24 protein-coding genes are annotated in these 24,992 nt (G+C 65.6%); 7 read left to right on the plus strand and 17 right to left on the minus strand.

Annotated features, from left to right (window positions below; translation table 11 throughout):
* The 4 genes from BH683_RS16420 to mftE are packed head-to-tail and all read right to left on the minus strand — an operon-like array spanning nt 1 to nt 3,972.
* Complete coding sequence (locus BH683_RS16420; RefSeq protein ID WP_084837350.1) at nt 1-426, minus strand: PPOX class F420-dependent oxidoreductase; 426 nt, start codon at nt 424-426, stop codon at nt 1-3.
* Nucleotides 423-1,757 carry a mycofactocin system GMC family oxidoreductase MftG gene (mftG, locus tag BH683_RS16425; RefSeq protein ID WP_246833425.1) on the minus strand — a complete coding sequence of 445 codons (1,335 nt, stop codon included), beginning with the start codon at nt 1,755-1,757 and terminating at the stop codon, nt 423-425. Before mftG ends, BH683_RS16420 begins: the two co-directional genes overlap by 4 nt.
* Nucleotides 1,754-3,250, minus strand: a complete 1,497-nt coding sequence (gene mftF / locus BH683_RS16430; protein WP_084837351.1) for a mycofactocin biosynthesis glycosyltransferase MftF — start codon at nt 3,248-3,250, stop codon at nt 1,754-1,756. Before mftF ends, mftG begins: the two co-directional genes overlap by 4 nt.
* Complete coding sequence (mftE, locus tag BH683_RS16435) at nt 3,247-3,972, minus strand: mycofactocin biosynthesis peptidyl-dipeptidase MftE (protein WP_084837352.1); 726 nt, start codon at nt 3,970-3,972, stop codon at nt 3,247-3,249. The genes mftF and mftE overlap by 4 nt, the downstream gene beginning before the upstream one ends.
* Before the next feature lie 214 nt (nt 3,973-4,186).
* Between mftE and BH683_RS16440 the strand changes: the two genes are divergently transcribed.
* On the plus strand, nt 4,187-5,278 hold the full coding sequence (locus BH683_RS16440; protein ID WP_084837353.1) for a CaiB/BaiF CoA-transferase family protein: 1,092 nt from the start codon (nt 4,187-4,189) through the stop codon (nt 5,276-5,278).
* A gap of 81 nt (nt 5,279-5,359) precedes the next feature.
* Here BH683_RS16440 and BH683_RS16445 read toward each other — a convergent pair whose 3' ends face one another.
* The 5 genes from BH683_RS16445 to mftA all read right to left on the minus strand — a co-directional run bounded on the left by BH683_RS16445 (nt 5,360) and on the right by mftA (nt 9,202).
* A complete protein-coding gene (locus BH683_RS16445) occupies nt 5,360-6,163 on the minus strand; it encodes a mycofactocin-coupled SDR family oxidoreductase (protein ID WP_084837354.1) in 804 nt (267 codons plus the stop codon).
* 130 nt (nt 6,164-6,293) lie between these two features.
* Entirely contained in the window at nt 6,294-7,481 is a 1,188-nt protein-coding gene (gene mftD, locus BH683_RS16450; protein ID WP_084837355.1) for a pre-mycofactocin synthase MftD, read from the minus strand.
* A gap of 45 nt (nt 7,482-7,526) precedes the next feature.
* Nucleotides 7,527-8,753 carry a mycofactocin radical SAM maturase gene (mftC, locus tag BH683_RS16455; RefSeq protein ID WP_084837356.1) on the minus strand — a complete coding sequence of 409 codons (1,227 nt, stop codon included), beginning with the start codon at nt 8,751-8,753 and terminating at the stop codon, nt 7,527-7,529.
* 43 nt (nt 8,754-8,796) lie between these two features.
* Nucleotides 8,797-9,084: a mycofactocin biosynthesis chaperone MftB gene (gene mftB, locus BH683_RS16460; RefSeq protein WP_084837357.1), complete on the minus strand. Its 288-nt coding sequence runs from the start codon at nt 9,082-9,084 to the stop codon at nt 8,797-8,799.
* Nucleotide 9,085: 1 nt separating this feature from the next.
* On the minus strand, nt 9,086-9,202 hold the full coding sequence (gene mftA / locus BH683_RS16465) for a mycofactocin precursor MftA (protein WP_084837358.1): 117 nt from the start codon (nt 9,200-9,202) through the stop codon (nt 9,086-9,088).
* A gap of 178 nt (nt 9,203-9,380) precedes the next feature.
* Here mftA and BH683_RS16470 point away from each other — a divergent pair, with 178 nt between their 5' ends.
* From BH683_RS16470 to BH683_RS16480, 3 genes are all read left to right on the plus strand, one after another.
* Nucleotides 9,381-10,277 (plus strand): alpha/beta hydrolase, encoded by an 897-nt coding sequence (locus BH683_RS16470; protein WP_246833426.1) that lies wholly within the window; start codon nt 9,381-9,383, stop codon nt 10,275-10,277.
* Nucleotides 10,278-10,368: 91 nt separating this feature from the next.
* The gene (mftR, locus tag BH683_RS16475) at nt 10,369-11,010 is read left to right on the plus strand and encodes a mycofactocin system transcriptional regulator (protein ID WP_084837360.1); all 642 of its coding nucleotides are present in this window, start codon (nt 10,369-10,371) and stop codon (nt 11,008-11,010) included.
* Between the two features lie 49 nt (nt 11,011-11,059).
* Nucleotides 11,060-12,109 carry a ferredoxin--NADP reductase gene (locus tag BH683_RS16480; RefSeq protein ID WP_084837361.1) on the plus strand — a complete coding sequence of 350 codons (1,050 nt, stop codon included), beginning with the start codon at nt 11,060-11,062 and terminating at the stop codon, nt 12,107-12,109.
* A gap of 6 nt (nt 12,110-12,115) precedes the next feature.
* Here BH683_RS16480 and BH683_RS16485 read toward each other — a convergent pair whose 3' ends face one another.
* From BH683_RS16485 to BH683_RS16510, 6 genes are read right to left on the minus strand one after another with little or no spacing between them, the layout of a single operon-like run.
* Nucleotides 12,116-12,850, minus strand: a complete 735-nt coding sequence (locus tag BH683_RS16485) for a DNA alkylation repair protein (RefSeq protein WP_084837362.1) — start codon at nt 12,848-12,850, stop codon at nt 12,116-12,118.
* Complete coding sequence (locus tag BH683_RS16490; RefSeq protein ID WP_084837363.1) at nt 12,850-14,052, minus strand: FAD-dependent oxidoreductase; 1,203 nt, start codon at nt 14,050-14,052, stop codon at nt 12,850-12,852. The genes BH683_RS16485 and BH683_RS16490 overlap by 1 nt, the downstream gene beginning before the upstream one ends.
* A gap of 30 nt (nt 14,053-14,082) precedes the next feature.
* A complete protein-coding gene (locus BH683_RS16495) occupies nt 14,083-14,601 on the minus strand; it encodes a hypothetical protein (protein WP_084837364.1) in 519 nt (172 codons plus the stop codon).
* A complete protein-coding gene (locus BH683_RS16500) occupies nt 14,598-15,224 on the minus strand; it encodes a hypothetical protein (RefSeq protein WP_084837365.1) in 627 nt (208 codons plus the stop codon). The genes BH683_RS16495 and BH683_RS16500 overlap by 4 nt, the downstream gene beginning before the upstream one ends.
* On the minus strand, nt 15,221-15,700 hold the full coding sequence (locus BH683_RS16505) for a hypothetical protein (RefSeq protein ID WP_084837366.1): 480 nt from the start codon (nt 15,698-15,700) through the stop codon (nt 15,221-15,223). The genes BH683_RS16500 and BH683_RS16505 overlap by 4 nt, the downstream gene beginning before the upstream one ends.
* Nucleotides 15,697-16,329: a hypothetical protein gene (locus BH683_RS16510; RefSeq protein WP_084837367.1), complete on the minus strand. Its 633-nt coding sequence runs from the start codon at nt 16,327-16,329 to the stop codon at nt 15,697-15,699. The genes BH683_RS16505 and BH683_RS16510 overlap by 4 nt, the downstream gene beginning before the upstream one ends.
* A 273-nt stretch (nt 16,330-16,602) precedes the next feature.
* Here BH683_RS16510 and BH683_RS16515 point away from each other — a divergent pair, with 273 nt between their 5' ends.
* A complete protein-coding gene (locus BH683_RS16515) occupies nt 16,603-17,475 on the plus strand; it encodes a universal stress protein (RefSeq protein ID WP_168187059.1) in 873 nt (290 codons plus the stop codon).
* Nucleotides 17,476-17,484: 9 nt separating this feature from the next.
* A complete protein-coding gene (locus BH683_RS16520) occupies nt 17,485-19,002 on the plus strand; it encodes an amino acid permease (RefSeq protein WP_084837369.1) in 1,518 nt (505 codons plus the stop codon).
* 2 nt (nt 19,003-19,004) lie between these two features.
* Here the strand turns inward: BH683_RS16520 and BH683_RS16525 are convergent, their stop codons facing one another.
* On the minus strand, nt 19,005-22,868 hold the full coding sequence (locus tag BH683_RS16525; RefSeq protein WP_084837370.1) for a hypothetical protein: 3,864 nt from the start codon (nt 22,866-22,868) through the stop codon (nt 19,005-19,007).
* 181 nt (nt 22,869-23,049) lie between these two features.
* Here BH683_RS16525 and BH683_RS16530 point away from each other — a divergent pair, with 181 nt between their 5' ends.
* Entirely contained in the window at nt 23,050-23,364 is a 315-nt protein-coding gene (locus BH683_RS16530) for a LuxR C-terminal-related transcriptional regulator (RefSeq protein ID WP_084837371.1), read from the plus strand.
* Between the two features lie 4 nt (nt 23,365-23,368).
* Here BH683_RS16530 and BH683_RS16535 read toward each other — a convergent pair whose 3' ends face one another.
* The gene (locus BH683_RS16535; RefSeq protein ID WP_084837372.1) at nt 23,369-24,985 is read right to left on the minus strand and encodes an AMP-binding protein; all 1,617 of its coding nucleotides are present in this window, start codon (nt 24,983-24,985) and stop codon (nt 23,369-23,371) included.
* Nucleotides 24,986-24,992 lie beyond the last annotated feature (7 nt).

Below are 24,992 nucleotides of genomic sequence, written 5' to 3' on the forward strand. Positions count from 1 at the left end.
TCACGCCGTCGCATCCAGCGATGCAATGACTTTGGTCGGGTTGATCCAAATGACTAGTTCCCCCGGCACCCCGTTGCGGTCGCCGAATTCTCTGGCGCGATCGGCACCCATGTACCTGCCGCCGCACGCGGTCGCGATTCGGTGGACCTCAGCTGGATCTTCACTGACCTCAGCGATGCCCTGAACCTGAACGAAGGCATAAGGCGGCTCTTGCAGGTCGACGCACAGCACGATGCGGCCGTCCCGCAGGATCGCTTTGCCCTTCGCGGTGTCGGCGCCGGTGTTGAAGGCGATGCGGTCACCGTCGACGACGAACCACACCGGAGCGACCAGCGGTCGTCCGTCGGATGCCGTGTAGCCAAGATGACCGGTTCGGGTCCCCTCTTCGAGAAACTTGCGGACCGAAGGATCAGCGAGAGATGTCATACGGTCAATTTACCGTTCGCAAGCGTGTCCGCGATGTGCCAGGCGACCATCATCACCGTCGCATGTGGACCGCTCGATCCGGCGGTGGGCAGGATGGACGCATCCACGATGCGCAACCCCGGCATCTCGTCGACTCCGCCGAGCCAATTGGTGCGTACCCCCATGGGCATCGTTCCCCAGGCATGTTGAGAGGTCCGGACCACCGGTTCGATCCACGGCGACCCCGGCTGGACCAGTTCCTCGAAGTCGCTTCCGTCGAGCATGGAGACGACCCGTTCGGCGCACTGCCGGATCTTCTCGGAATCACCCGCTGACACCTCGCCGAGATCGACACGCAATCTCGCCACGGGATCCCAGGACACCGACCCCGCATACTCCGGCTTCATGAGCGCGACCCCGAAAGCCGGCGTCGATGGTGGCAGGCCATCGATGAACTGTGCGAAATCATCGTTGTAGCAGCGCACTTCGAGACCGTCACGGGTGTGCAGCACCGTTTGGAGCAGTGCCCCGGCCCGGTCGAGGTGGCCTCTCGGGGTGAACCTCACCAGTTGCTCGCGGTGCTCCCACAACGCGGCATCCTCGATCTCCGCCACGCCGGATCGCGCCAGCAGTTCTGCGGTCCCGAGCGTCCCGGCGCACAGGATCACCTCGTCGGCCGAGAGCACCTGCTCCCCCACCACGACACCGCTGACGCGACCACCTGATCTCCGGAGCTGCACAGCCTGGGAATGGGTCAGCATTCGAACGTTGGGCCGGGCGAGCGCCGCCTCCAACAAACCCGCGGCGGAATGACGCGACCACCCGTCCCGGTTGGAGCGGACCCGCACGATCCCCACACCGGGCCACGCCGACGTCATCGGGTCGAAACCTGCTCTCCTCCAGTGCTTTTCGAAAGCCTGAGCATACGGATGCAGTTCGTCGTCCGCGAACGACGACACATTCATGACCCCACCGCCCGCGCTGCCGCCGTCGAGGTGGTCGAAGGCCGCTTCGATGGAACCCATCGGCCATACCTGCGGCGACCAGCGGTCGAAATCGCCCCGATGCCAGCGAAGGAAGTATCCGCCATTCACGGCTGAGGATCCGCCGAGCCCCCGCCCCCGGGGCAGATCGAACCCCTGCCTGCTCGGGTAATGCACGACCCGGTCCGAACCCACCCCTATGGGCAGTCGATCAAGTCGAAGTGCCGAAGCCGAGGGGGCACCGCCGCCGGCCTCGAGCACGATCACCGTGCGTGTCGGGTCACGCGACAGACGCTCGGCGACAACACATCCACTGCTTCCGGCACCGACCACGATCACGTCTGCACCGGCGTCTGCTGCAGCGGTCACCCGACTCCGCTGCGGGTGGCCGACGGACGCGATTCGGTGGTCACCGAATTGCTGATGCGGGGATAGAGAGCATCGGCACTGCGACCGGCGAGGGCGCCCTGCCACAGCCCCGCGCCGTAGGCGAGATCATCGAGTCGCTTGAGCGCGATGAAGCGCCACCACCCGACCCGTGCACCCGGTTCGGGATTCAGCAGTTCCAGGCGCACCCACTCGTACGCCGCTTCACCGACGGCCACTGCCAGCAGCAGAGTTCGAAAACGCTTGGACACCAGGGCGAGCAAGAACGACAGCGGCCAATAGTGTCGGCACAGCGCGGAGGCCGACTGCAGTAGTCCGAAGCCGACGGATTGGGCCGTCAGCTTCGCGGCCATGCGCGCCGCATCCGGCATGGTCGACACACGTTTGTGGAGTCGCCCACCGATCACCCCGAAGACCACGAGCGCCGCCAGCACTCCCCATGCGGTCCCGGTCACGAGAGCGGCCATCGCCGCTGCCATCGGCACGGTCAGGGCAAGCGGCGCCCCGAGGCCTGGATGGCGGCCGGACAGCAATGCGGCGCCCGTGCCGTAGTACCGCTTGCGGTCGAGACTCTTCGAGAGCCGGCTGCGATGATCGTGGGCGACGGTCGCGATCGGGTCGTACCGCAGCGACCAACCGCTCTCGTGCAGCCGCCAACACAGGTCGACGTCCTCGGCCACTTCCATCGTCTCGTCGAATCCCTCGAAACAGCTGCGGCGCATCACCATTGCGGCGCTGGGAACGTATGGGATGCGTGAGCGCGGGGCGATGGGGCCTTCCCGGCGACCCATGTCGAGCGAGGAACACAACGCCTCGTACCGCGACGTGGCACCGCCACCGGGCTCGAGGGCCACGATGCGCGGCGCGACAAGTGCCACCTTGGGGTCGGAGAAGTGCCCCACCAGCTTGGTCAACCAGTCGTGCTCCGGAACGACGTCGGAGTCGAGGAATGCCAGCAGTTCGGTGTCCGCCAGCGCCGCACCGCGGTTCCGGGCGGCAGCAGGACCCTCGCTGCGCTCCGTTCGCAACACCGTTGCCCCGGGGGCCAGGATCGGCACTGCGGAGCCGTCATCGACGATGACGACGCGGTGTGCGGTCAGCTGCGGGAGTAGCCGGTCGATCCCGGATTGGTTGTCCCGCACGGGCACAACGACGGTGATGTCGGTTTCAGACGGTCCGAACATTGGCCTGGGGTGTCCGACGCCGGCGTCGAGCAACTTGCGGGCGAGCTGGGAGGTGAGACGGTTGTGCACCATCAGCCTGCCGTCGGCGTCCAGCAGTCCACCGGCCACCTCAGAGAGGTTCAGCAGTCTTAGTGGTGAGCCGCCAACGATATGACGTCGGTCGTCGGAGACGGTGCAATGCGGATCGATCTGGACCTGGAAGCCCGTCGGGGGTAGTGCGGTCCCGGGATCGACAGCCACCGCCTGTTCGGCAGCAGCGGAGTCGCTGCGGATGTCCTGATCAGAGATCACCGCAACATTCCCATCGCATCGGGTTGCCAGCGTTCGAGAGCCTCGGACAACCGCGCGACCATCTCGTTCAACATTCGCCTCCCGTCGGCGGCCGACGCCTGCGTCGGATCGCCGAGCACCCCGTTGTCGCTCACTGCTGCCACACCCCCTGCGCGCATCGCTGTCATCAGTTCCGACACCGGCGCCACGTTGCCACGTACCATCGCTTCCTGCCGCACCACCTCAGGCGAAAGGTGAAGTAGCAGGGATGTTTCGGTGAAACCCGCGTGCGCATCTCCGCCTGGCGCACCACACCCGAACCAGGCGACGTCGCGGCCTTCGTAACGCAGCTGCTTCACTGCGGTCGCCAACACCGACCCGTTGCCACCGTGTCCGTTCACGAACACCACGCGCTCGGCCCAGCGGCACGCACTGCGACCGTACTCCACCAACACCGACAGCAACACGTCCCGACCGATCGAGATGGTGCCGGGAAACCCCTCGTGCTCGCCTGCCGCGCCGTAGTTCAGCGCAGGCGCCACGAGCAGTTCCGGGCCCCCGCGCTGCGGGGCAGGTCCGGTTCCGACAACGGCCTCGGACACGGCCGTCGCGATTCGGACGTCGGTGTCGAGGGGCAGATGGGGGCCGTGTTGCTCGATGGAACCCAGTGGAACCATCACGGTTGCGAGGCGTCCGTCCAATTCGGTCCAGCTCTCGAGACCGAGTCCGCCAGACGATGTCATTCGGACAATGCTAGACCGTCTGCGTCGCTGTCTGAAGGGGTTCGCCTTCACGGAGTGGGTACAAGACCCGATCCCCGAGACGAAGCGAAGCGGAGCTCGACCCGAGCAATCGCTCGGTACCTGGTTTACTGGGGCTTTGACTGTACTGGATTGGAATCATCATGCGCGTTGTGCAGCGCAGGTGGTGAACCACTCGACGATGAGGGGCGAGGACATGGCAAAGAGCGGACCGCTGAGCGGGACAAGGGTAATCGAGTTCGCAGGGATCGGGCCGGGACCGCATGCGGCGATGATGCTGGGCGATCTGGGGGCAGAGGTGGTGCGCATCGAGCGCCCCGGCAAGCTTCCGCAGGACGGGCAGGTGGCCGACCAGCTGCTGCGTAACCGCACGATCGTGGAGGCGAACCTCAAGGACCCGGTCGACAAGGAGGCGATCATGAATCTGATCGCCAAGGCCGACGTCGTCATCGAGGGTTTCCGTCCCGGTGTCACCGAACGCCTCGGGTTCGGTCCGGAGGACGTGGCCGCGGTCAACCCGCGCATCGTGTACGGCCGGATGACGGGGTGGGGGCAGGATGGTCCGCTCTCTCAGGTCGCCGGCCACGACATCAACTACATCTCGCTGACGGGTCTGCTGCACGCGGTGGGGCGCGCAGAGGAGCGTCCGACGCCCCCGCTGAACCTGTTCGGCGACTTCGGTGGCGGATCGATGTTCCTGGTCCAGGGAATCCTGGCAGCGCTCCTCGAGCGGGAGAAGTCGGGCAAGGGCCAAACCGTCGACGCTGCAATGGTTGACGGGGTCTCGGTCCTCGGCCAGATGATGTGGGCGTGGCGCGGAACCGGCTTCTGGGGCGACAAACGAGGCGCCAACCTCCTCGACACCGGCGCACCGTTCTACGAGGTCTACGAGACCGCTGACGGCAAATACTTCGCCGTGGGCGCCATCGAGCCCCAGTTCTACGCCCTGCTCCTCGACGGGATGGGCCTGACGGACGACGAGACGCTGCCACACCAGCTCGACATGCCGCAGTGGCCGGCGATGAAGGTGCGGTTCGCCGAGGTCTTCAAGTCCAAGACGCGTGATGAGTGGGCCGCGATCTTCGACGGCACCGACGCCTGCGCGTCGCCGGTGCTGGATTGGGATGAGGCCACCCAGAACAAGCATCTGTCCGCGCGGCAAACCCTGATCGAGGTCGACGGTGTGACGCAACCCGCTGTGGCACCGCGCTTTTCGCGCTCTGTACCTGCTGTCCCGGCAGCACCTGCCCGCAAGGCGACGGATCCCGCCACCCTCTGGCTCGACTGATCTCACAGAAGCACACGTTCGAGTCACAAGCACGCGTTTGAACGCGTGCTTGTGCCTTGAACGTGTGCTTCTGTGTGCGGTCTAGATTTTGGTCGCACCCATGTCGACCTCGATCGAGGACGCCGTGATGAACCGGGCCTTCTTCGAACACAGGTACATCACGGCGTCACTGATGTCTGAGGACTTGGCCATCCCGGGCAGGATCGGCAGGAAGTGCGGCTGATATTCGGGCATCTCGAAGACCGCGAATGCATCGGTGTCCTCGATGCACATCGGGGTGTCGACGCCGTACGGGTGAACGGTGTTGACCCGAATGCGATGCTTACCCAGTTCTTTTGCCGTGGTGTGCGACAAACCGACCAGTGCATGTTTGGACGCGGAGTACGCGGCCTGCATGGGCATCGATTTGATACCCGCCACCGAGGAGATGATCACGATCGACCCTCCGTTGTCCGCGTCGATCATCGCCGGGATCGTGGCCTTGAGGGTCTTCCAGGTGCCGTTGACGTTCACGTCGATGACATCCATGAATTGGCTCTCGGTCAGCTCGTGGACCGCACCCCAGGTGAGCACGCCGGCGTTCGCGATCACGTAGTCGAGGCGACCGAACTGCGCGACCCCGTCGGCGACCAGTTGCTGCTGCGCGGCAAGGTCGCGGGTATCGGCCGCGATGGCAAGGATGTTGCCGCCGGCTTCCTTCACCAGGCGAACCGTCTCTTCGAGGTCCTCGGGTGTCGCAGCCGGATATCCGATCGCCGTGACCTCTCGGCAGACATCGAGACCGATGACCGAGGCACCCTCTTCGGCGAACTTGATCGCGTGACTGCGACCCTGCCCGCGGGCGATACCCGTGATGTAGACGACCTTGCCGTCGAAATCTCCCATAGCAGAACTGTAACGTGTTCTAGTGCCGTCCGGCCACTCTTTCACCCGACACAAAACCACCCGTTCCGGTCACACCCAAGGGCCGGAGACCAGTGGGTGTGACCGAAACGGGTGGTTGTGTGGGTCAGGTCTATGCGGTGGTCTCGCCGAACCGCTTCTCGAAGCCCTCGGGGATGATGATGTCATCACGCGTGAGTTCGTGAACGCTCTTGCGTCCCAAGCCGATCAGTGCCGAGTCGATGCCGCCGCGCAGGATGTCGAGGACGTTCTCGACGCCGGCCTGCCCATTGGCACCGAGGCCCCAGAGGTAGGCGCGGCCGATCATGACGGCGTCGGCACCGAGCGCGAGAGCCTTGACGACATCGCTACCGCGGCGGATGCCGCCGTCCAGCAGCACCTCGATGTCCTTGCCGACCGCGTCGGCGATGGGCCCGAGCATGCGGATGGTGGCGGGGGTTCCGTCGAGGTTGTTGCCACCGTGGTTCGACACCGAGATGGCGCTGGCGCCGATGTCGACGGCGCGTTTGGCGTCGTCGAGGCGGGTGATGCCCTTGACCATGAACGGACCACCCCACTGCTCGCGCAGCCAGGCCAGGTCTTCCCAGGACGGCGGTGCGGTCTGCATCCACTGTCCGTAGGCACCGAAGAACGTCGGGCCGGTCTGGCCCTTGTCGACGACGTTGGGAGCGGTCAGATCGGGGATGGTGAAATTGCCCTTGTTGAACCAGTCCCAGGCGTACCGCGGCCGAGCTGCGAGTTCTGGAGCCAGCTTCAGAAGTGCTTTGAAATCCACTTTTTCGGGGATCTCGGGGCTGCCCCAGTCGCGACCCATCGAGAACGACCAGTCGGTGGTGACGATCAGACCTTTGGCTCCCGCTTCGCGGGCCCGCTCAGCGCGCTTGAGGATGTCCTCGCGGGAATTGAGCCAGTAGGCCTGGAAGAAGATCTTGTCGTTGACGGCGGTGACCTCCTCGATGGGCTTGCTGGCGAAGCTCGACAGACCCATCGCGGTGCCGCGGGCGGCTGCGGCGCGGGCGACCGCGACCTCGCCGTCTTTGTCCACGGCCTGAACGCCCGTCGGCGAGATCATCACGGGCAACGAGATCTCTTGACCCATCACCGTTGTCGACAACTCGCGGTCTGCTTGTGCGCCGACCACATGCGGGGCGAACCCCAGTTCGGAGAATGCCTCGACGTTGTCGCTGAGCGTGACGCCTTTCTCACTGCCTGCGACCAACGAGGAGTACACCGACTTGGGCAGGCGCTTCTTCGCCCGCCGCTGCGCTTCTAGAACAGTCTCGAACCAGGGGTTCGCCATCGCGATAATCCTTTGCTCACCCGGCAACTCTGCCGGGGTTCTTCATTACTTGGAGGGGGTCAGTTCCGGCGTGAAGCCGGCAAGGGGGTTTTCGTCGCAGTCCCGCGAGGGCGGCCGCGTCATCAAGGTCAGCGGTACGCCACGGGAGTGGTCCTTGTTGGCAGAGGGCACGCTGCGGTCCTCGGCGAGCAGCGATTCACCGAATCCCTGGACACATTCGGGATCGGGTCCTGCGAGCGGCAGTCCGGTGAAGAACTTGGCAGCCATGCAGCCGCCGCGGCAGGCATCGAAGTGCGAGCACTTGGTGCAGGCGCCGGCATTCTGCGGTTCACGCAGCTCGAGAAACAGATCCGATTCCTGCCAGATGGTCTTGAAACCGCCGTCGGACAAGATGTTCCCGGCCAGGAAGTTCTCGTGGATCGCGAACGGGCAGGCGTAGACGTCGCCGATCGGGTCGATGAGGCAGACCACGCGGCCCGCGCCGCAGAGATTCAGACCCGGAAGCGCACCGGCGCCCGGTTCGGCGAAGGCGGACAGGTGGAAGAACGAATCCCCGGTCAGCACCCCATCGCCGTGTGCGACCAGCCAGTTGTACAGGTCACGCTGCTGTGAGGGCAACGGGTGCAGGTCATCCCACACATCCGCGCCACGACCGGACGGCCGCAGTCGGGTGATGCGCAGGGTGGCGCCGTAGTGGTCGGCCAGTGCCTTGAACTCGTCGAGCTGGGTGACGTTCTGACGGGTCACGACAACGCTGATCTTGGCGTCGGCGAAACCGGCCTCCTTCAGGTTCTCCAGCGCCTTGATGGCCATGGCGTAAGAACCCGGCCCGCGCACCGCGTCATTGACCTCAGCGGTCGCACCGTCGAGGGAGATCTGCACATCGACGTAGTCCGACGCCGCGAGGCGCTCGGCGACCTTCTTGTCGATTTTCAGGCCATTGGTCGAGAACTTCACGCCCACTTGGTGATCGGTCGCATAGTCGACCAGTTCCCAGAAGTCGGGACGCACGGTCGGTTCACCGCCACCGATGTTGACGTAGAAGACCTGCATCCGCTGGAGCTCATCGATGATGGCCTTGCACTGTTCGGTGTCTAGTTCACGGGGATCACGCTTACCCGACGACGACAGGCAGTGGACGCACGACAGATTGCAGGCGTAGGTCAACTCCCAGGTCAGGCAGATCGGGGCGTCGAGACCCTTTTCGAATTGATCGACCAGACGGCCGACGGGCTGTTGCGGCGCAGCTGGGCGCTCGAGAATTGAAGTCATGGCAAAGTCCTCAAGGGGCTGGAGTTCGCGAGGGTGCGCAAACTCAAGAGGGTTGGACGATCATGCCCGAAGCAGCCAGTGCGGCAAGCGCATTCAGGTAGAGCGGGCGGTCGCGCTCGGTGATACCGGCCGCGGCCAGGGCGTGGTTGGCGCTGGGGTGATCGGGCAGCGACTGCACCACTTCGACCACTGTCAGATTCTTGAGAAACGACAGCTTGCGAGTGCCGAAGTGGTACAGCAGCGCTCCGAACGGTTCCGGTCGCAGAGCGACCGAAGAATTCAGCACCCACGCCTGATCGGCATCGAACGCCACAGTTGTGGGCGCGCTCATGTCAGTAGACGCCGCACATGCCGTCGATCGACACCTCTTCGACCAATGACTCCGAGACCAATTCGCTTTCGGTCGAGGTGATGCTGTCTGCCTGCGAGGACGGATTCTGAGCTGTCATCTTGATTACCTCCGTTGTTGGTATGTGATGGTCATCATAATGGCACTCAGTGCATTAATGCCAGCCCTTCGCATGAATCCGGCGAAATTCGGCGCGAAACCACCCAAAGGGACAGGTGCCGGATGCCGTTCCGACACCGGGTGGCATGGTCGAGCTGAGGGGGCGAGAGGAGCGTGGCGTGGCAACGACGAATGGCCTCGGGCCGACACCGGTGACGTTCACCGGATCCGGTGGGCTCGCGCTGGCCGCAGATCATTGGGAGCCCGCGTCCGCCGGCGGATCGGCGAACGACTCCCCCACCACGATTCTTCTGCTGCACGGCGGCGGCCAGACGCGGCATTCCTGGAAGAAGACCGGCGAAGTACTGGCCCGGCGCGGCGCGGAGGTGTTCTCCCTCGACAGCCGCGGACACGGCGACAGCGACTGGGACCCCGACGCCGATTACAGCCTCCCGGCCATGACCGCAGACGGGTTGGCGGTACTCGAACAGATTCCGGCCATCACCGGTCGCACCGGCCCGGTGTCCGTCGTCGGCGCGAGTCTCGGCGGGATGACAGGAATCGGGATCGCTGCGCTAGCACCGGTGGGCACCGTCGACAAGCTCGTCCTCGTCGACGTCGTTCCGCGCTTCGAGAAGTCCGGCAGCAAACGCATCCGGGACTTCATGAGCGGCAACGTCGACGGATTCGATGATCTCCACCAGGCCGCGGCCGCGATCGCCGACTATCTCCCCCACCGAAAAGCCTCCGGACCCACCGAGGGCCTCAAACGCAATCTCCGGCAACGCGAGGACGGGCGCTGGTACTGGCACTGGGATCCAGCTTTCCTGACACCGCCGCACGACGACCCCGGCATCCGGACCGATGTGCTGGAGAAGCAGGCGATGTCGTTGACCATCCCGATCCAGCTGATACGTGGGCAGCTCTCCGATGTCGTCAGCGAGGAGTCGGTTCGCCACTTTCTCGACCTCGTCCCCGACGCCGAGTTCGTGGAACTCACCGGAGCGGGCCACACTGCCGCCGGAGACGACAACGATGCGTTCACAACGGCCGTGATCGACTTCGTCGGGCGCTGACGAACTACCATGGTCACCGCGCCCGAACACCGGCGCCGGACGCCAGCACGCCCCGGAGGGATCGTCGGATGATCAGCACAGTGCGGGTGCCATGACCGCTCAGATCGGCAGGCGACCGAGCACGACCAAGTCGAAGATCACCGAGGCTGCGATCGACCTGTTCACCGAGTCCGGATTCGACGAGACGAGTGTGGACGATGTCGCGGCCGCCGCCGGAATCGCCCGCCGGACATTGTTCCGCTACTACCCGTCGAAGAACGCGATCGCCTGGGGCGACTTCGACGAGCACCTCCAGGACATGCGTCGCATGCTCACCGAACTCCCGCCGGACATGCCGGTGGCCGAAGCCTTGCAGAGTGCGCTGCTCGCCTTCAACGAAGTGCCCACCGAACATCGCGAACACCATCGGCGACGGATGCGCCTGCTGCTCGGTGTTCCCGCACTGCAAGCACACTCGATGCTCATGTACACCGGGTGGCGCAACGTTGTCGCCGAGTTCGTCGCCTCGCGAACCGGCAGTGACCCGTCCGACCTCATTCCCCAGACCGTCGCATGGACACTGCTTGCCACCGCCCTGGCCGCCTACGAACAGTGGCTCGACGATCCGAACGCGGACCTCGAAGAACTCCTGACCCAGGGCAGCCGGATACTGTCCCTCGGACTGGACGACGTTCTCGCACCCTCCGCCCGCAGCAGGCAGGGACCCGATGCGAGCACTGGTAATCTAAACTAGAACGTGTTCCTGTTTTCAGGCATAGTTCCCACGACTAGGAGGTACGCCGGTGACCGTGTCCCCGCACAGCACCCGGAGCGTTGTGCTGACCGTGGCCGACGTGATCGACGAGACCGGCGACGCGAAATCGCTGGTCTTCGATGTGCCGGAGGACAGCGCCGAGCGTTTTCACTACAAACCCGGGCAGTTTCTGACCCTGCGCATCCCCAGCGACCAGACCGGTTCCGTGGCCCGCTGTTACTCGCTTGCCTCCTCCCCCTTCGGCGACGAGAAGCCCAAGGTGACGGTCAAGCGGACAGTCGACGGGTACGGCTCGAACTGGATCTGCGACAACGTTCATCCCGGTGACCAGATCGAGGTCCTGCCACCGTCGGGCGTGTTCACCCCCGCGGACCTGAATGCGCCGATCCTGCTGCTCGGCGCGGGCAGCGGCATCACCCCCGTGATGTCCATCCTCAAGTCTGCTCTGTCCCAGGGCAGCGGTCGGGTATTGCTGGTCTACGCCAATCGCAGCGAGAACGATGTGATCTTCGCAGCCGAATTACGCGATCTGCAGCAGCGGTTCCACGAACGTCTCACCGTGGTGCACTGGCTCCAGTCCGTGCAGGGCATGCCGTCGGTGGAATCGCTCGCCACGCTGCTGCGCCCGTTCAAGGCCTACAACGCCTACATGTGCGGTCCGGGGCCGTTCATGGACGCAGTGCACAAAGCGCTTGCCACCATAGAGATGTCGCATCATCAGGTGCACGCCGAGGTGTTCAGCTCGCTGTCGGGCGACCCTTTCGAGGACACCGCACCCGCCGAACTCACCGAGGACGAAATCGCAGACGCCGCGTCGGTAGAGGTCGAGCTCGACGGTGAGGTCCACGAGATGTCGTGGCCGCGAAGCCAAACCCTGGTCGACATCATGCTGTCGGCCGGGCTCGATGTCCCGTATTCGTGCCGTGAAGGCGAGTGCGGATCGTGCGCGTGCACGGTCACCGAGGGCACGGTGGAAATGGACAACATCGGCGCGCTCGATGAGGACGACATCGCTGACGGTTACATCCTCGGGTGCCAGGCCCGGCCGACGTCGAACACGCTCAAGATCGAGTTCTGAACCCGGTCAGCGCAATCCACGAAAGTGGCTGGTTTGCTCTGCGGTGAGGTGTTCGGTGGCGTAGCTCAACGCGGTACGTCCCATCTGGGCTGCGTGCTGCTCCAGGAAGTCCAGCAGCACACCACGGTCCACCCGCTTGCCGGTTTCGCGCAGCATCCAGCCCACCGCCTTCTGGATCAGATCACGACGATCATCGAGGACCAGCGGTGCCAACTCGAGCAGCGTTGTGGCGTCACCGCGTTTGATGAAGGCATGCGTCGCGAGAATCGCGACCCTCCGCCGCCACAGATCGACGTCCGCGACCAGCTCGAACAACACCGAATGATCTTCTTCGACAAGCGATTCACCGAGGATGTACGGTGCCGACGAGTCAACCAGATCCCAGTTGTCCACGCGGCCTTCATAGACCGCGTCGAGATAGCATTGCACCCATTCTCGACGGTCCGACTCCGAATCCGCCCGTTCGAAACCCGACCGCAGCAGCAGCAACCCCGTCAGTCGGTGCTCATGGATCTCGCTGGACAGCAGATCCCGCACACCCGCCCGGTCGAGACCGCGAAAGGCCCTCGCCACCTTGCGCTGGGCGGGCACACTCACGCCCACGAATCGGTCGCCTTCTCCATACTGACCGGGTCCGGTCTTGAAGAACCAGGCCGAACTCTCGGCCCGGTCCGGATCGGCCAGGTCGTCGATTGCCGCCTTCACCGCCGCCGAAGTCGGCACCGGCCCGGCGGCGGGCATCAGCCGATCAGTTCCGCGATCGGGGTCTTCTCGAGCAGCTTGGCCCGCATCTTCATCACAGCGCCGGCTTTGCCCGCACCCACCACCGCGGTGAAGACGCCGTCACGGCTGTAATAGACCACGAACTTCGTGCCGTCGTCAGAAACCACATGCACGTCGTCGCCGGCGGAGGGATGGCCCAGTGCCTGAACCTTCACCTCGAACTGGTCGCTCCAGAAATACGGCACGAAGGGGCGGGCATTCGACTCGTCGACCTCGAGGATCGCGTAGGCGACCTTCGCCGCCTGCTCGACGACGTTGTTCCAGTGCTCGACCCGGGACGGCACACCGTGCTCGTCTCGCCAGTTGGCGACATCACCGATGGCGTAGACATCGGGGACACTGGTGCGTCCCACCTCGTCGCAGGCGATCCCGCCACCGAACTCGCGGTCGGCAAGCGCAATGCCCGACCCGTCCAGGTAATCCACCACCGGGGTCGAACCGATCCCGAGGACCACGATGTCGGCAGGCAACTCCGTGCCGTCCGCCAGCCTCACTCCGGTGACCTTGTCGTCACCGATGATGTCGGTGACCCCGACGCCGGTACGGATCTCGACACCGCGATCGGCGTGGATCCTGCCGACCATCGCGCCGACCTGCTCGCCCAGTGCGATCGCCAACGGAGCGAGCGCCGGCTCGACGACGGTGACCTGCAGTCCCTTCGTACTCAGGCTGGCAGCGACCTCGCAGCCGATGAATCCGGCACCGATGACCACCGCGGTGGACGCCCCCTCGATCTCCGAACGCAGCGCCATTGCGTCGTCGTAGGTACGCAAGGTGTGCACGCCGGACTTGCCCGCCGCGAACGGAAGGCTGCGGGGATCGAGACCGGTCGCGAGAATCAGGGTGCTGTACGAGACGGTCTCCGCTACCCCGCCCTCGACCGGCTCGACGGTGACGGTGTGCGCATCCGGATCGATTGCGGTGACCCGCGTTCCGGTCCGTAGATCGACGTTCTTCTCGGCGTAGAACTCCTGCGGCTGCAGGTCGACGTCGTCCTTGTCTCCCGTCAACACCGCCTTCGACAGTGGTGGCCGATCGTAAGGGATCCGGGTCTCCTTACCGATGAGGATCAGCTCGCCCTCGTAGCCTTCGTTCCGGAGATCGGCCACCAACCGCGCGCCACCGAGACCGGCCCCGACAATCACTGTTGCGGCACTCATCGCCACCTCACATCCCCACGGATCCTCGTGCTATCCGGGCCCGACCTGTTGCAACCCGGCAAGCAGCCAATTTCCGTTGACCTTACGCATGTCCGCCCACCGCGTGACAGCCACCACCTCCGGCTCCTCACCTGCAGCAGGTAACACGATGCTCTGGTTCACGAAAACCAGTACCCGCGCGGAATCCTCGTCCATCCGGTTCACCGCGGTGGCCAGCACCCGCCCAGTCATCACGACCTTCGATTCCACCGCTGTGGGCAGCACCACCCCGGGCCCCTGGCTACGGAACTCGAGGAGAAGCCGCCCGGTGAGTTTGGTCCCGACCGTCCGCTGCTGCGCGGTCAGCGAATCCGGGCCGAAGGTCATCAGGGAGCCGACCGCGTCGGTGGTGGCCAATTGCACCTGTCGTCGCGCGTCCTCATCCGCCCGGCCGGGAGTGGCCGGCCCCAGGAAACCCGCGACCGCGACGGCGATCAGCATCACCAGCACGGCCGTCAGGATCGGCCCTGCCACAGCGGGTCTGGTCAGGTTCCCCCACGTGGCGCTCATTGCAGCTGCGTCCGATCCATCTTCCACCGGCCGTCGGTCTCTTTCATCGTGACCAGCAACGCGACCCGGCTCTGCGCCGGGTCGGCCCCCAGCACGGTCGGATTGGTGCCCTCGGCGACCACGAGGACCTCGGCCGAGTCATCGGTGGCATCGCCGACGATGCCCGCGGACAGCACCTGCCCGGTGCTCGGCACCCGCAACCCGCTGATGACGTCCACCAGCTCGGATCGTGCGTTCTCGAGGCGTTCGCGTTGCGGGCCGGTGGTGACCTCCAACGCACCGTCCACGAACTCCTGCGCCCGCGCCGGATCGATGGTGAGCAGGGTTGTCACCGCGGAACGCGTGTCCGCCAGCACATCCGCATCGCGGGCCCGGTCCGACACAGCGCCGCGATGCACCACGATGAGGACGATCGCGGCGACCAGGGCGGCCACACACACCACCGCAGCGCCGACTGTCACCGCCGTCACCGCACGTCGTCGCCCGACCGCGCGGGCCGCCCAGGCCTGCTCCGCCGCCACGTTCGCTCGCTCGGCTTCCACACGTGCGTCCGCGACCCGCTCGCGCGCTGCCTGCAGCCGCCGCGACGAGGTGGCAGTCGAGTGGTCCTCGGGTGTGCTCACAGCACCTCATCCGCCCTGGCGATCTTCCAGTCCCCACCGGACCGTTCGAACCTGACGTCCAGAACCTTGGTGTAGTCCAAGGATTCGGCACCGGGCCGCTGCTCGGTCACCGTCGCCGAGACCACTGTGTCGACGTGGTCTGCCGCGACCGACGCGATCGCGGTGTGTACCGGTCTCCACGTGACGGTCACCGCCTGGGCCGGTGCGGTCGCCCCGTCGAACAACTGCCCGTATTCCCGGGCGAAGTCATCGGTCACCACCGCCCGCGCCCGCCGGCGCTGCGGTTCGGTCTCCCCCGGCTCCACCGAGAACAGCTGGGCCACAGCCGGTCCCGCCAGCTCGGATACTTCGGACCGGTTGGAGGCCAATTCTTCGTCGCCTCGATGGAGCTGCCAGGCCGCGATCAGGGCGACGACGCAGGCGACGACCACCACCAGGTTCGCCAGATACCAGCACCACATGCGACGCGCGGTCATGGGTAGAACTCCAGCGCCGAGATCTTCAGGGCACCATCGTCGGGCACCATGTCGACCTGTATCCGAAAGCGTTGCACCGCGGGATCCTGCGTCTTGTCCTCGTCGAGACCGGTCCTCACCTCGATCGCCGCGGTGACGAGCAACGTCGCGCGCTCACCTGACCTCGACGAGATCCCGACACCGTCGACGGTCCCTGTCGACACCGTGCCGATCTTCTGGACGAATGCCGTGAACGCGTCGGTGGACTGGGCGAACTCGTCACCGAACGTGCCGGTGGCGCCGGCGCGGATCTGCCTGGCGCGCTTGCCACCGTCGCCCGCGTCGGGCGTCAGCAACACCTCCACCCGCTCCGCGGCGGCCCGCATGTACTGGGCGTCGGTGAAGCCCCCGTCGGTATGGGCGTATCGGTAGCCGCCGATGGCTGCGACGACTGCTGCGATCAGGACCGCGACCACCAGACCCGTGAGCCACCGCGGGCGGGCATCCGGCTCGCGCTCGCCCAGTTCGACCTCCAATGCGGCCAGTTCGCGCTCGGCGGCCCGCAGGTGCGCACGGGCGGCCTTGTCCGAGGCGATCAGGGCGCGTTGCTCCCCGGATACGGCAGGGCGCAGTGCGCGGACGTTCAGCACCGGTTCAGCCTAGTAGAACACGTTCAGCGGCCCGGCGGACCCGTCAGTCCGGCACCGGGCGCCGACGGCCGGGTCGTCGACAGCTCATGGTCGCCCGCCTCGCACGACAGCGTGTAAAGAAACGATTTGTCGCTAACCGCGCCGGATCGCGCCTGCGATGGTTACATGGTTTTCCACCACACTGATTCGGAGGTCGCCGATGGCCACTCATTCGACACTGGCTGGTTCGCCGCCTGCGAATCCGGTGTCGCGCCCTGCAGATACCGCGCGACCATGAGTGTCATCGTCGGGTACCAGCCCGGTCGGGGTGGTGATGAGGCGGTCGAACTCGGAGCCAGTCTCGCGAGCGCACTGTCCACCAATCTGGTCATGGTCATCGCGACACCCAAACCGTGGACGACCCCTTCTCTAGCGCGGGTGGACGCCGAGTTCAGTGCCTATGCCCGGCGTTATGGCGACGACGCCGAATCCGCGGCCCGCGCGCATCTGGCCCTGCGTGCTCCCAACACCGAGGTGACCTATCTCCGGGTCAGCGAACGTTCGGTGTCCAAGTCGATCCAGAAGGTACTCACCGAGCACGACGGGGAGATCCTCGTCCTGGGTACCACTCACGGGTCCGATGACGGCCGGATGTCCCTGGGCGTGACGACCAGTCGGCTGATGCACTCGAGTTCCATCCCGCTGGCGCTGGCGCCCAAGGGGTACAGGTGCGCCCGGATCACCGGTGTCACCTGCGCGTATTCCGGCGACGACCACAGCGAAGACGTGGTCACGTCCGCGAAGGCACTCGCCGCGCAGATGAGCGTTCCGTTGCGGGTGGCCACATTCGGCGTCACACCCGCGGACATGTTCCCACCCGAGGTCGGCTTCGACGTCGAACGCAGCGTGCTGGAGGCGTGGAAGGAACAGATGACCGCGTCCATGCAGAAGTTGGTGTCGGACAAGATCATCGATGACAGCGTCCCGACGAAGATCAGCACCGGCAACGACTGGGACGCCGCGTTCGACGCCATCGAGTGGTCCGACGGTGAGGTGCTGGCGATCGGCACCACCCCGCGCGACGCGATCAAGCGGGTCTTCTTGGGCTCCAGGGCAGCGAAAATCGTCGCCTCCGCAACTGTTCCGGCAATAATCTTCCCAGGCTGAGGTGTCCACATGGATTTGAGCAAAGACCCGGCGCAGCAGCCCGGCGCACTGAACACGAAGACCCTCTTCCGGCGAAAGCCGATTCCGAAGGGCGACGAAGCCGAGGCCGACACCGGCCTCGAACGCACGATCACCACCACGCAGCTGGCCTGTTTCGGTATCGGTGCGACCATCGGCACCGGCATCTTCTTCGTGATGAGCGTGGCCGTGCCGGACGCGGGCCCGTCGGTGGTCGTGGCGTTCATCGTCGCCGGCATCGCCGCCGGACTGGCAGCCATCTGCTACGCCGAGATGGCGTCGTCGGTACCTGTCTCGGGCTCGACGTACTCGTACGCCTACGCCACCCTCGGCGAGATCGTCGCGATGGCGGTCGCCGCGTGCCTGCTCCTGGAGTACGGGGTCTCGACGGCGGCTGTCGCGGTGGGCTGGAGTGAGTATCTCAACGCACTACTCGGCTATCTGCACATCCCGCAGATACCGCAGGCCCTGAGTGCTGCACCCTGGGACGACAATTCCGGGTGGGTCAATCTTCCCGCCATCATTCTGGTCGGACTGTGTGCACTGCTGCTGATCCGCGGCGCCAGCGAATCGGCGAAAGCCAACTTCGTGATGGTCGCGATCAAGCTCGCCGTACTCGCGATGTTCATCGGAATCGCCTTCGCGGGTTTCAACGCCGACAACCTCAGTCCGTTCTTCCTCCACGGGGCGGACGGTGTGACCGTGGCCGCCGGGGTCATCTTCTTCTCGTTCATCGGCCTCGACGCGGTGTCGACGGCCGGCGAGGAGGTCAAGGATCCCCAGCGGACGATGCCGCGGGCGCTGATCGCCGCCCTGGTCACCGTTGTCCTCGTCTACGTCCTGGTGGCACTGGCCGCTGTCGGCGCCCAGACCGCCGCAGATTTCGAGGGGCAGGAAGCGGGTCTCGCCGCGATCCTCGAGGAGGTGACCGGCCAGACCTGGCCATCGATGGTCCTCTCCCTGGGCGCCGTCATCTCGATCTTCTCGGTGACCCTGGTGACCCTCTACGGACAGACCCGCATCCTGTTCGCGATGGGGCGCGACGGCATGCTGCCCAGGTTCTTCACCCGGGTCAACGCGCGCACCCTGACGCCGGTGAACAACACGGTCGTCGTCGCGGTCATCGTTGCCCTACTGGCAGGGTTCGTTCCGCTGGACTACCTGATCGACATGGTGTCCATCGGCACCCTGACGGCGTTCAGCGTCGTCAGCCTGGGCGTGATCCTCCTGCGTCGCCGAGAACCCGACCTGTACCGGCCATTCAAGGTGCCGTTCTACCCGGTCACCCCCGTGCTCGCGATCGCGGCATGTATCTACATCCTGTACGGGTTGCACTGGTACACCTACGTGTTCTTCTTGCTGTGGGTGTCGGTGGTGCTCGTGTATTACCTGGTCTACGGACGTAAACACTCACTGTTGAACGTCACGTCCGACCCACTCGGCGGCGCCGCGACCATCCCCGGCCACGGCGCACCACCGGGTCAGGCGCCCCCGGATCAGTCACCGTAGGGTCAGCCACCACAGGGCGGGTCATAGGGGCTCGCCGGAAGATACTGTCGCCATTCGGCTTCGGTGATCTGGTCGCCGGCGGCCTCGCACGCCCTGGCGAGCATCAGATCGGTGTCCACCGTCCAGGACATCACAGCGCCGCCGTCCCCGGCGGCCAGGACCGTGCGGTCGTCATCCGCGAACCGGACGTCGAACACCTTGCCACCGAACGCCCTGAGCACCATCAGTAGATCGGGACGGCGTTCATCGGACACGTCCCACGTCCAGATCTCCCCGGCGCCTCCTCCGACCACGATGGTGTCGCCGTCGGATGAGTAGGCACCGCTGTAGATCTGACCGACCGGACCCGACAGTCGGGCGGTGATCTCGGGGTTGTCGCGGTGGGTGATGTCCACCGTGGCGAGTTCCTTGGTCGACGAAGTCACCAACAGCGCGGCTCCGTCGGGTCTGAAACGGACCGCGAGGGCGGCGGTGTCGAAAACATTGATCGTCATCAGCTGCCGGGGTCGCGTCGGGTCGGTGAGGTCGTAGAGCAGCACCGACCCTCCGGGGGTGGCAAGTGCTACCGACGTTCCGTCCGGACTCAGGGACGCCCAGGTCACGCCCTCGCCCACCTCTATGTTCGAGACGACCTCCGGGGCGGACAGGTCGGACACGTCGATCACCGGCAGCCGGTTCGACTCCAGCCCACCGGTCACCGCGATCTGACTGTCCTCGTTCACATCCACCGTCTCGTTCAGCGTCTGCAAGGCACGCACGCCTGGCCCGACGAGTTTCGGTTCCTCGTCGGAGTAGTCGCCGAAATAGACTGTGCCGTCGGCGGACCCCAGGACAGCCAGACGACCTGTCGCCGAGACACCGATCGCTCCGGAGAACGACGCGTCCGGCGGCGGCGCGAGTTCGGGCCCCACCCGCACCAGGTTCGGTCCATCCGAGACCCGTAGCCGGGTGACCTCACCCGACGGTCCGCTGCTGGCAAGAATGTCGGGGCTGCGAGATCCGGCGGGGATCTGGAAGATGGTCTCCGATCCCAATCGGATCATGGGATGGGTCGTCTGCCACGCGGTGACCACCCCGTCGTCGGCGGTGGCGACGACCTCCCCGCCGACATATACCACGGAGGTGAACGTCGAGGGGCCATGCCAGATCCGGGCGGAGTCGTTGCCTGATGCTCGTAAGTCGAACTCGCGCACGGTGTTGTCGGAGCCGGCTGCCGCGAGCCGGTTGCCGTCGTCGCTGATACTGATGCCGTTGACGTAGTTCCCGAATCCCTCGATGGTCCGGGCCAGTGACGAGCCGCCTCCGGCGGTCAGCGCATAGAACTGGACCTGGTGGCTCTTGAGGCCCATCGCGAGTTCCCCATCGGGAGCGAACACCAGACTCAGCGCCTGCTGGTTGTCCGACCACTGGGTCAGCTCGATCGGCGGCAGCGGCACGAGCCCCGAATCCGAGACCGTCCACAGATCGACTCGTCGGGTCACGCTGCTCGTTGCCAGTATCGAGCCGTCGCGCGAAAAGGCGACGGCCTGACCGGTTCCGGCGACACTCGGGGGCAGTGCAATCGCCACCCACTGCTCACCCTCACGCTGCCAACCCAGCACACCGACCTGCTCCACGGCGGCCACGAGGGTCCTGCCGTCGGGGCTGAGCGCGATCCCGTTCACCGGTTGTCCGGTCGGAAGCACCGCGGTCCGGGTGGGTGCCAGCGGATCGCGGACATCCCACACCTCGGTTGCAGCGCGCCCCCCGAGCACGAGTGTCGTCGAGTCCGCACTGAAGGACAGCGCGCGCAGGGCCTCGTTCGAGTCGTGCCCACCGAAATCGCCGAGCCTGCGCGCGAGTCCGCCCAGGACGACGGGGCCAGTCGCCTCGGGCGCGGTGGTGTACAGAGTCACACGGTTTGCGGCATCGGCCATCGCCAGCAGCCCCCGCCCCGGGCTGTAGGCGACCTTGACCGGCCCGACCGGTCCGAGAAATCGTGCAGGGGTGGCGATCGCGCTGTTGTCGATCAGGTTCGACCGCGCCTCCAACGTCGGTGAGGTGCGATACGCGATCATCGCCAACTGCCGCGCGAGGGCCGGATCGCGTTCGGTGAGCTCGCCCGACTGCACCGCGAGTTGCCGGCTCAGTGCCTGTCTCTGGAGTTGTTCTGCCCGGTTGCGCTCGTCGACCGCGTCGCTCCGGGCGATCACCGCGAGCGTCGCGGCGAGCGCGGCCACGAGCGCCACCACGGCGACACCGAAGGCGATTCGCCGCAGTTGCCGCACCCGGCGCCGTTCGCCCGCCTCGAGCTTGCGCTGCTGCTCATTGCTGGCGTGCAAGAACGCGGTCTCGGCGGTCGTCAGCTGCGGTTCACCGCGTTCGCCTGGAATGAAATCGTTGACCATTCCGAGCCAGGCGCCGCGAATCAACAGTTCGTCGGCGCGGTCACCCGATTCCCAGAGGGTCCAGGCCTGCCGAAAGCGTTTGTGCATCAGCAACCTGGCCCGATCGCCGTCGATCCACTGCTGCAGTCTGGGCCAGGCGGTGAGCAGGGCCTCGTGCGTGACCTCGGCGTAGTCGGCATCGACGCTGACCAGCCGAGCCGCCGCGAAACGTTCGAGCACCTCGACCGCGCGGGCGGCCTCCGGGCTCAGGGTCGCGGCCGCATCTCCGGCCGATGCCGGGTCGGCGCTCGCGATACCCAACGCCTCGAGCGGCGCCTTACGCCTGCTCACCCACTCGTCGTCGACATTGACCATGGCGAGGAGCTGGCGCCTGGCGAGATCGCGCTCCGCATCGTCGAGATCGGCGTAGACCGCTTCAGCTGTGCGCTCGACGGCGCCGCTGATGCGGCCGGTGGCGAGATAGTCGGCGACGGTGAGCCGGCGACGATCCGAATGCGACCAGGTCGCCAGCAGTGCGTGCGAGAGCATGGGCAGAGCGGTCGCCCCGGAGTAGCCCGCGGCCGGCGCGACGTCCGCCAGCAGCAGCTCGACCAGATCGTCGTCGATGTCCAACCCTGCCCTGCGGGCCGGCCCGGTGATCACCTCCCGGAGCTGGTCGACGCCCATCGACGCCACCACCACCTGCGAATGCTGCAGGACATCGACCAGGAACGGCACAGCCGAGACCCGCGCGTAGTAGTCGGCGCGCAGCACACCGACGACCACTGCCCCGGGACCACCACCGTCGGCGACCAACTCCGTGACGGCCTCCAGAAACTCTTCCCTGGCGACCGCGGGAGCCAACGTCCAGAGTTCTTCGAGTTGATCGACGACAACGAGCAGTGGGCCGTCTCCGTCGCCGGTCCCGTCTGCGATGGCCGAGGCGAGAGCCGCTACCGGATCTGTCCCGGGCACCATCAGGGTCGATCGCCACCCCGCGAGCGACGCGCTCCCCACCGAGGGGAGCAGACCCGCACGAACCACCGACGACTTGCCGGCGCCCGAGGGCCCCACCACCATCACCATGCGCCGGCGTGGGTCCTCGCCAGACGATGCCGACACCACCGCGTCGACGAGTCGATCGGTCACATCTTTCCGTCCGAAGAACCACTCTTTGTCGTCGGTCTGAAATGACTCGAATCCGCGATAAGGCGTAGGGGCGATTTCCGAGCGGGTCGATACTTTTCTTCGTGCCCGTCGCACTGCGGCCCACCAGATATCGGTGTCCGAACCGGAGACACCGCAAGAACTGAGCACTGCGAAAAACATTCCTTTACTGGCTGCGGTCGGCGCGTGATTACCGGCCAGCCATCCGCTCACCGTTCCGAGCAGTGCGTCGGATTGTTCAACCAATTCTCTGACGGTGAGACCGGCATTCTCACGGAGTTCGGTGAGTGCCTTGCCCAAATCCTCACGCGTCTGAACAGTTTCCGGATACATGCGATACCAACCCCGTCTGGCGATCTTCCTCGTCGAACAGCCACATCGCTGTACGGATTCCGTATCGACTTGCCCCGAGACGCCACTTCAGGTGGCGATCGTTTCCTGATGTCCGAAATGATAGCCAGGTCCGCTTCGGACAACTACACGCCCGGGTCGATGGGCGAAGGGGAGCATTCAAATGCATACAGAGGCAAGCGATTCAATCGTCTATTCAGATGAAAAGGTATCGCGGCCCGCAACACTCAGACTCGTTCGCGAAACGAACGAAAAGCCGCAGTTGTCATCTCGCGAAATCGAGGTGTTATTGGCGTGGTTCGACGCTGATTCAAAAGAGGCAGCGGCCGCACGACTTTATATCTCGGCTGCAACGGTGAGCACACATGTGACGAGAATCCGCGTCAAATATGCCGCCTGTGGCAGGCCCGCCAAAACCAAATCCAGTTTGTTCGCCAGAGCCGTCCAAGACGGCTACACGCGGCTCGAGGACTGGTGAGGCCTCAGCGCGGCAGGTGTTCGGCAGCCAGAGCATCGAGGGTCGACTTCGTGACCTTTCCCTGGGCTCCGCGCGGAAGCTCGGGCACCACGATCACCTCGCGCGGCACGCGCGAGCGGGACAACTCGGTGCCGACGTAACCTTTGATGTCCGCCTCGGTGACCGCGGCGCCGTCACCGGGAACGACAAAGGCGCGCAGTCGTTGTCCGAAGTCGGCGTCGGCCACCGCGATCACCGCGGCGTCTACGATGTCCGGGTGCCGTCCGAGCGCCAGCTCGACCTCTTCAGGAAAGACGTTTTCGCCGCCGGAGACGATCATGCCGTCGCTACGACCTTCCACGAACAGGCGTCCGGCGGAGTCGAAGCGACCGGTGTCCCCGGTCGAGAGCATGCCGCCGCGCATCTCCTTGCTGGTCCCATTGGTGTACTTGCTGATCTGACTTCCCGACCGGACGAAGATCTGTCCGGTCTCCCCGCTCGGGACCGGAACGCCGTCGCCGATGATCGCCACGGTGACTCCCAGCGGTGGACGACCGGCGGTGGTCGGTGCCGCGGCCAGATCCTCCGGGGTCGCGATCGTGATGTAGGACGCCTCGGTGGCGCCGTACAGATTGTGGAGTACCGCGCCGAATCGGGTTTGTACCGCGCGCACCAAGGATTCGTCGAGCTTCGCACCACCGGAGGCGATCATGCGCAGTCGCTTCCGATCGATCCGGTCGAGATCACCATCGTCCAGATCCATCAGACGCCGCAGCATCGTGGGGACCATCATCGCCGCTGTGCACCGATTTTCGACCAGCAGATCGAGTGAGGCCTGCGCCTTGAATCGCCGGTCCATGACCACGGTGGCGCCCGTGAGCAGACACACCATGGTGGCCAGCAGCCCCCAGCCGTGAAAGGCGGGCGCACACATGAGCACCGTGTCCGACCCACGGATCGGGATCTTGGACACGAACCCCGCGGGCAGTGACATCGCCGGACCGCCGTCACGGGGCGCACCCTTCGGTGCTCCGGTGCTGCCGCTGGTGAGGATCACCAGCGAGGACTTCGACGACGGGAGCGGCGGCAGTGCCGTGGAATTGCCCGCCACCAACCCATCGACCGTGGCGGACTCGGTCGCCTCGTCTGTCCACGCCACATATCGGCGCACACCCGGATCGACCAGTGCCAGGACGCCGGCGAACTCCGCGTCGTGCAGGATCACATCCACCCGTTCGCGGGAGACCACCTCGGCCATCTGCTTGGCCCCGAGGTCAGTGTTCAGCAGCACCACCCGGGCGCCGAGACCGATCGCGGACAACAGGCCGATCACGGCGTAGCGACTGTTGCGGCACATCACCCCGACCGTCGGCTGCCGTGTCGACGCCACCACCGCGCGCAGCCCGTTGATGACTCCGTGGCACTGCTCCGCGAGACCGCTGTAGGTGACCTCGCCGTGGGGGTCGACGATCGCGACCCGCTCGCCGTACATCGCGGCGTAGACGGCGGGCCCGGAGGCCTCGCCGGCCCGGCGGCGCAATCTCGCGACCTGGGGCAGCAGCTTGAGGCCGGGTAACGCGCCCGCACGCTTCAGCTCTCGGACGGCCAGCAATTCCGTCTTCAGATGGTGGAGCTTCGCCACCGGTGGT

The organism is Williamsia sp. 1138, assembly GCF_002095435.2.
In the GTDB taxonomy this organism is placed as follows: Bacteria; Actinomycetota; Actinomycetes; order Mycobacteriales; family Mycobacteriaceae; genus Williamsia.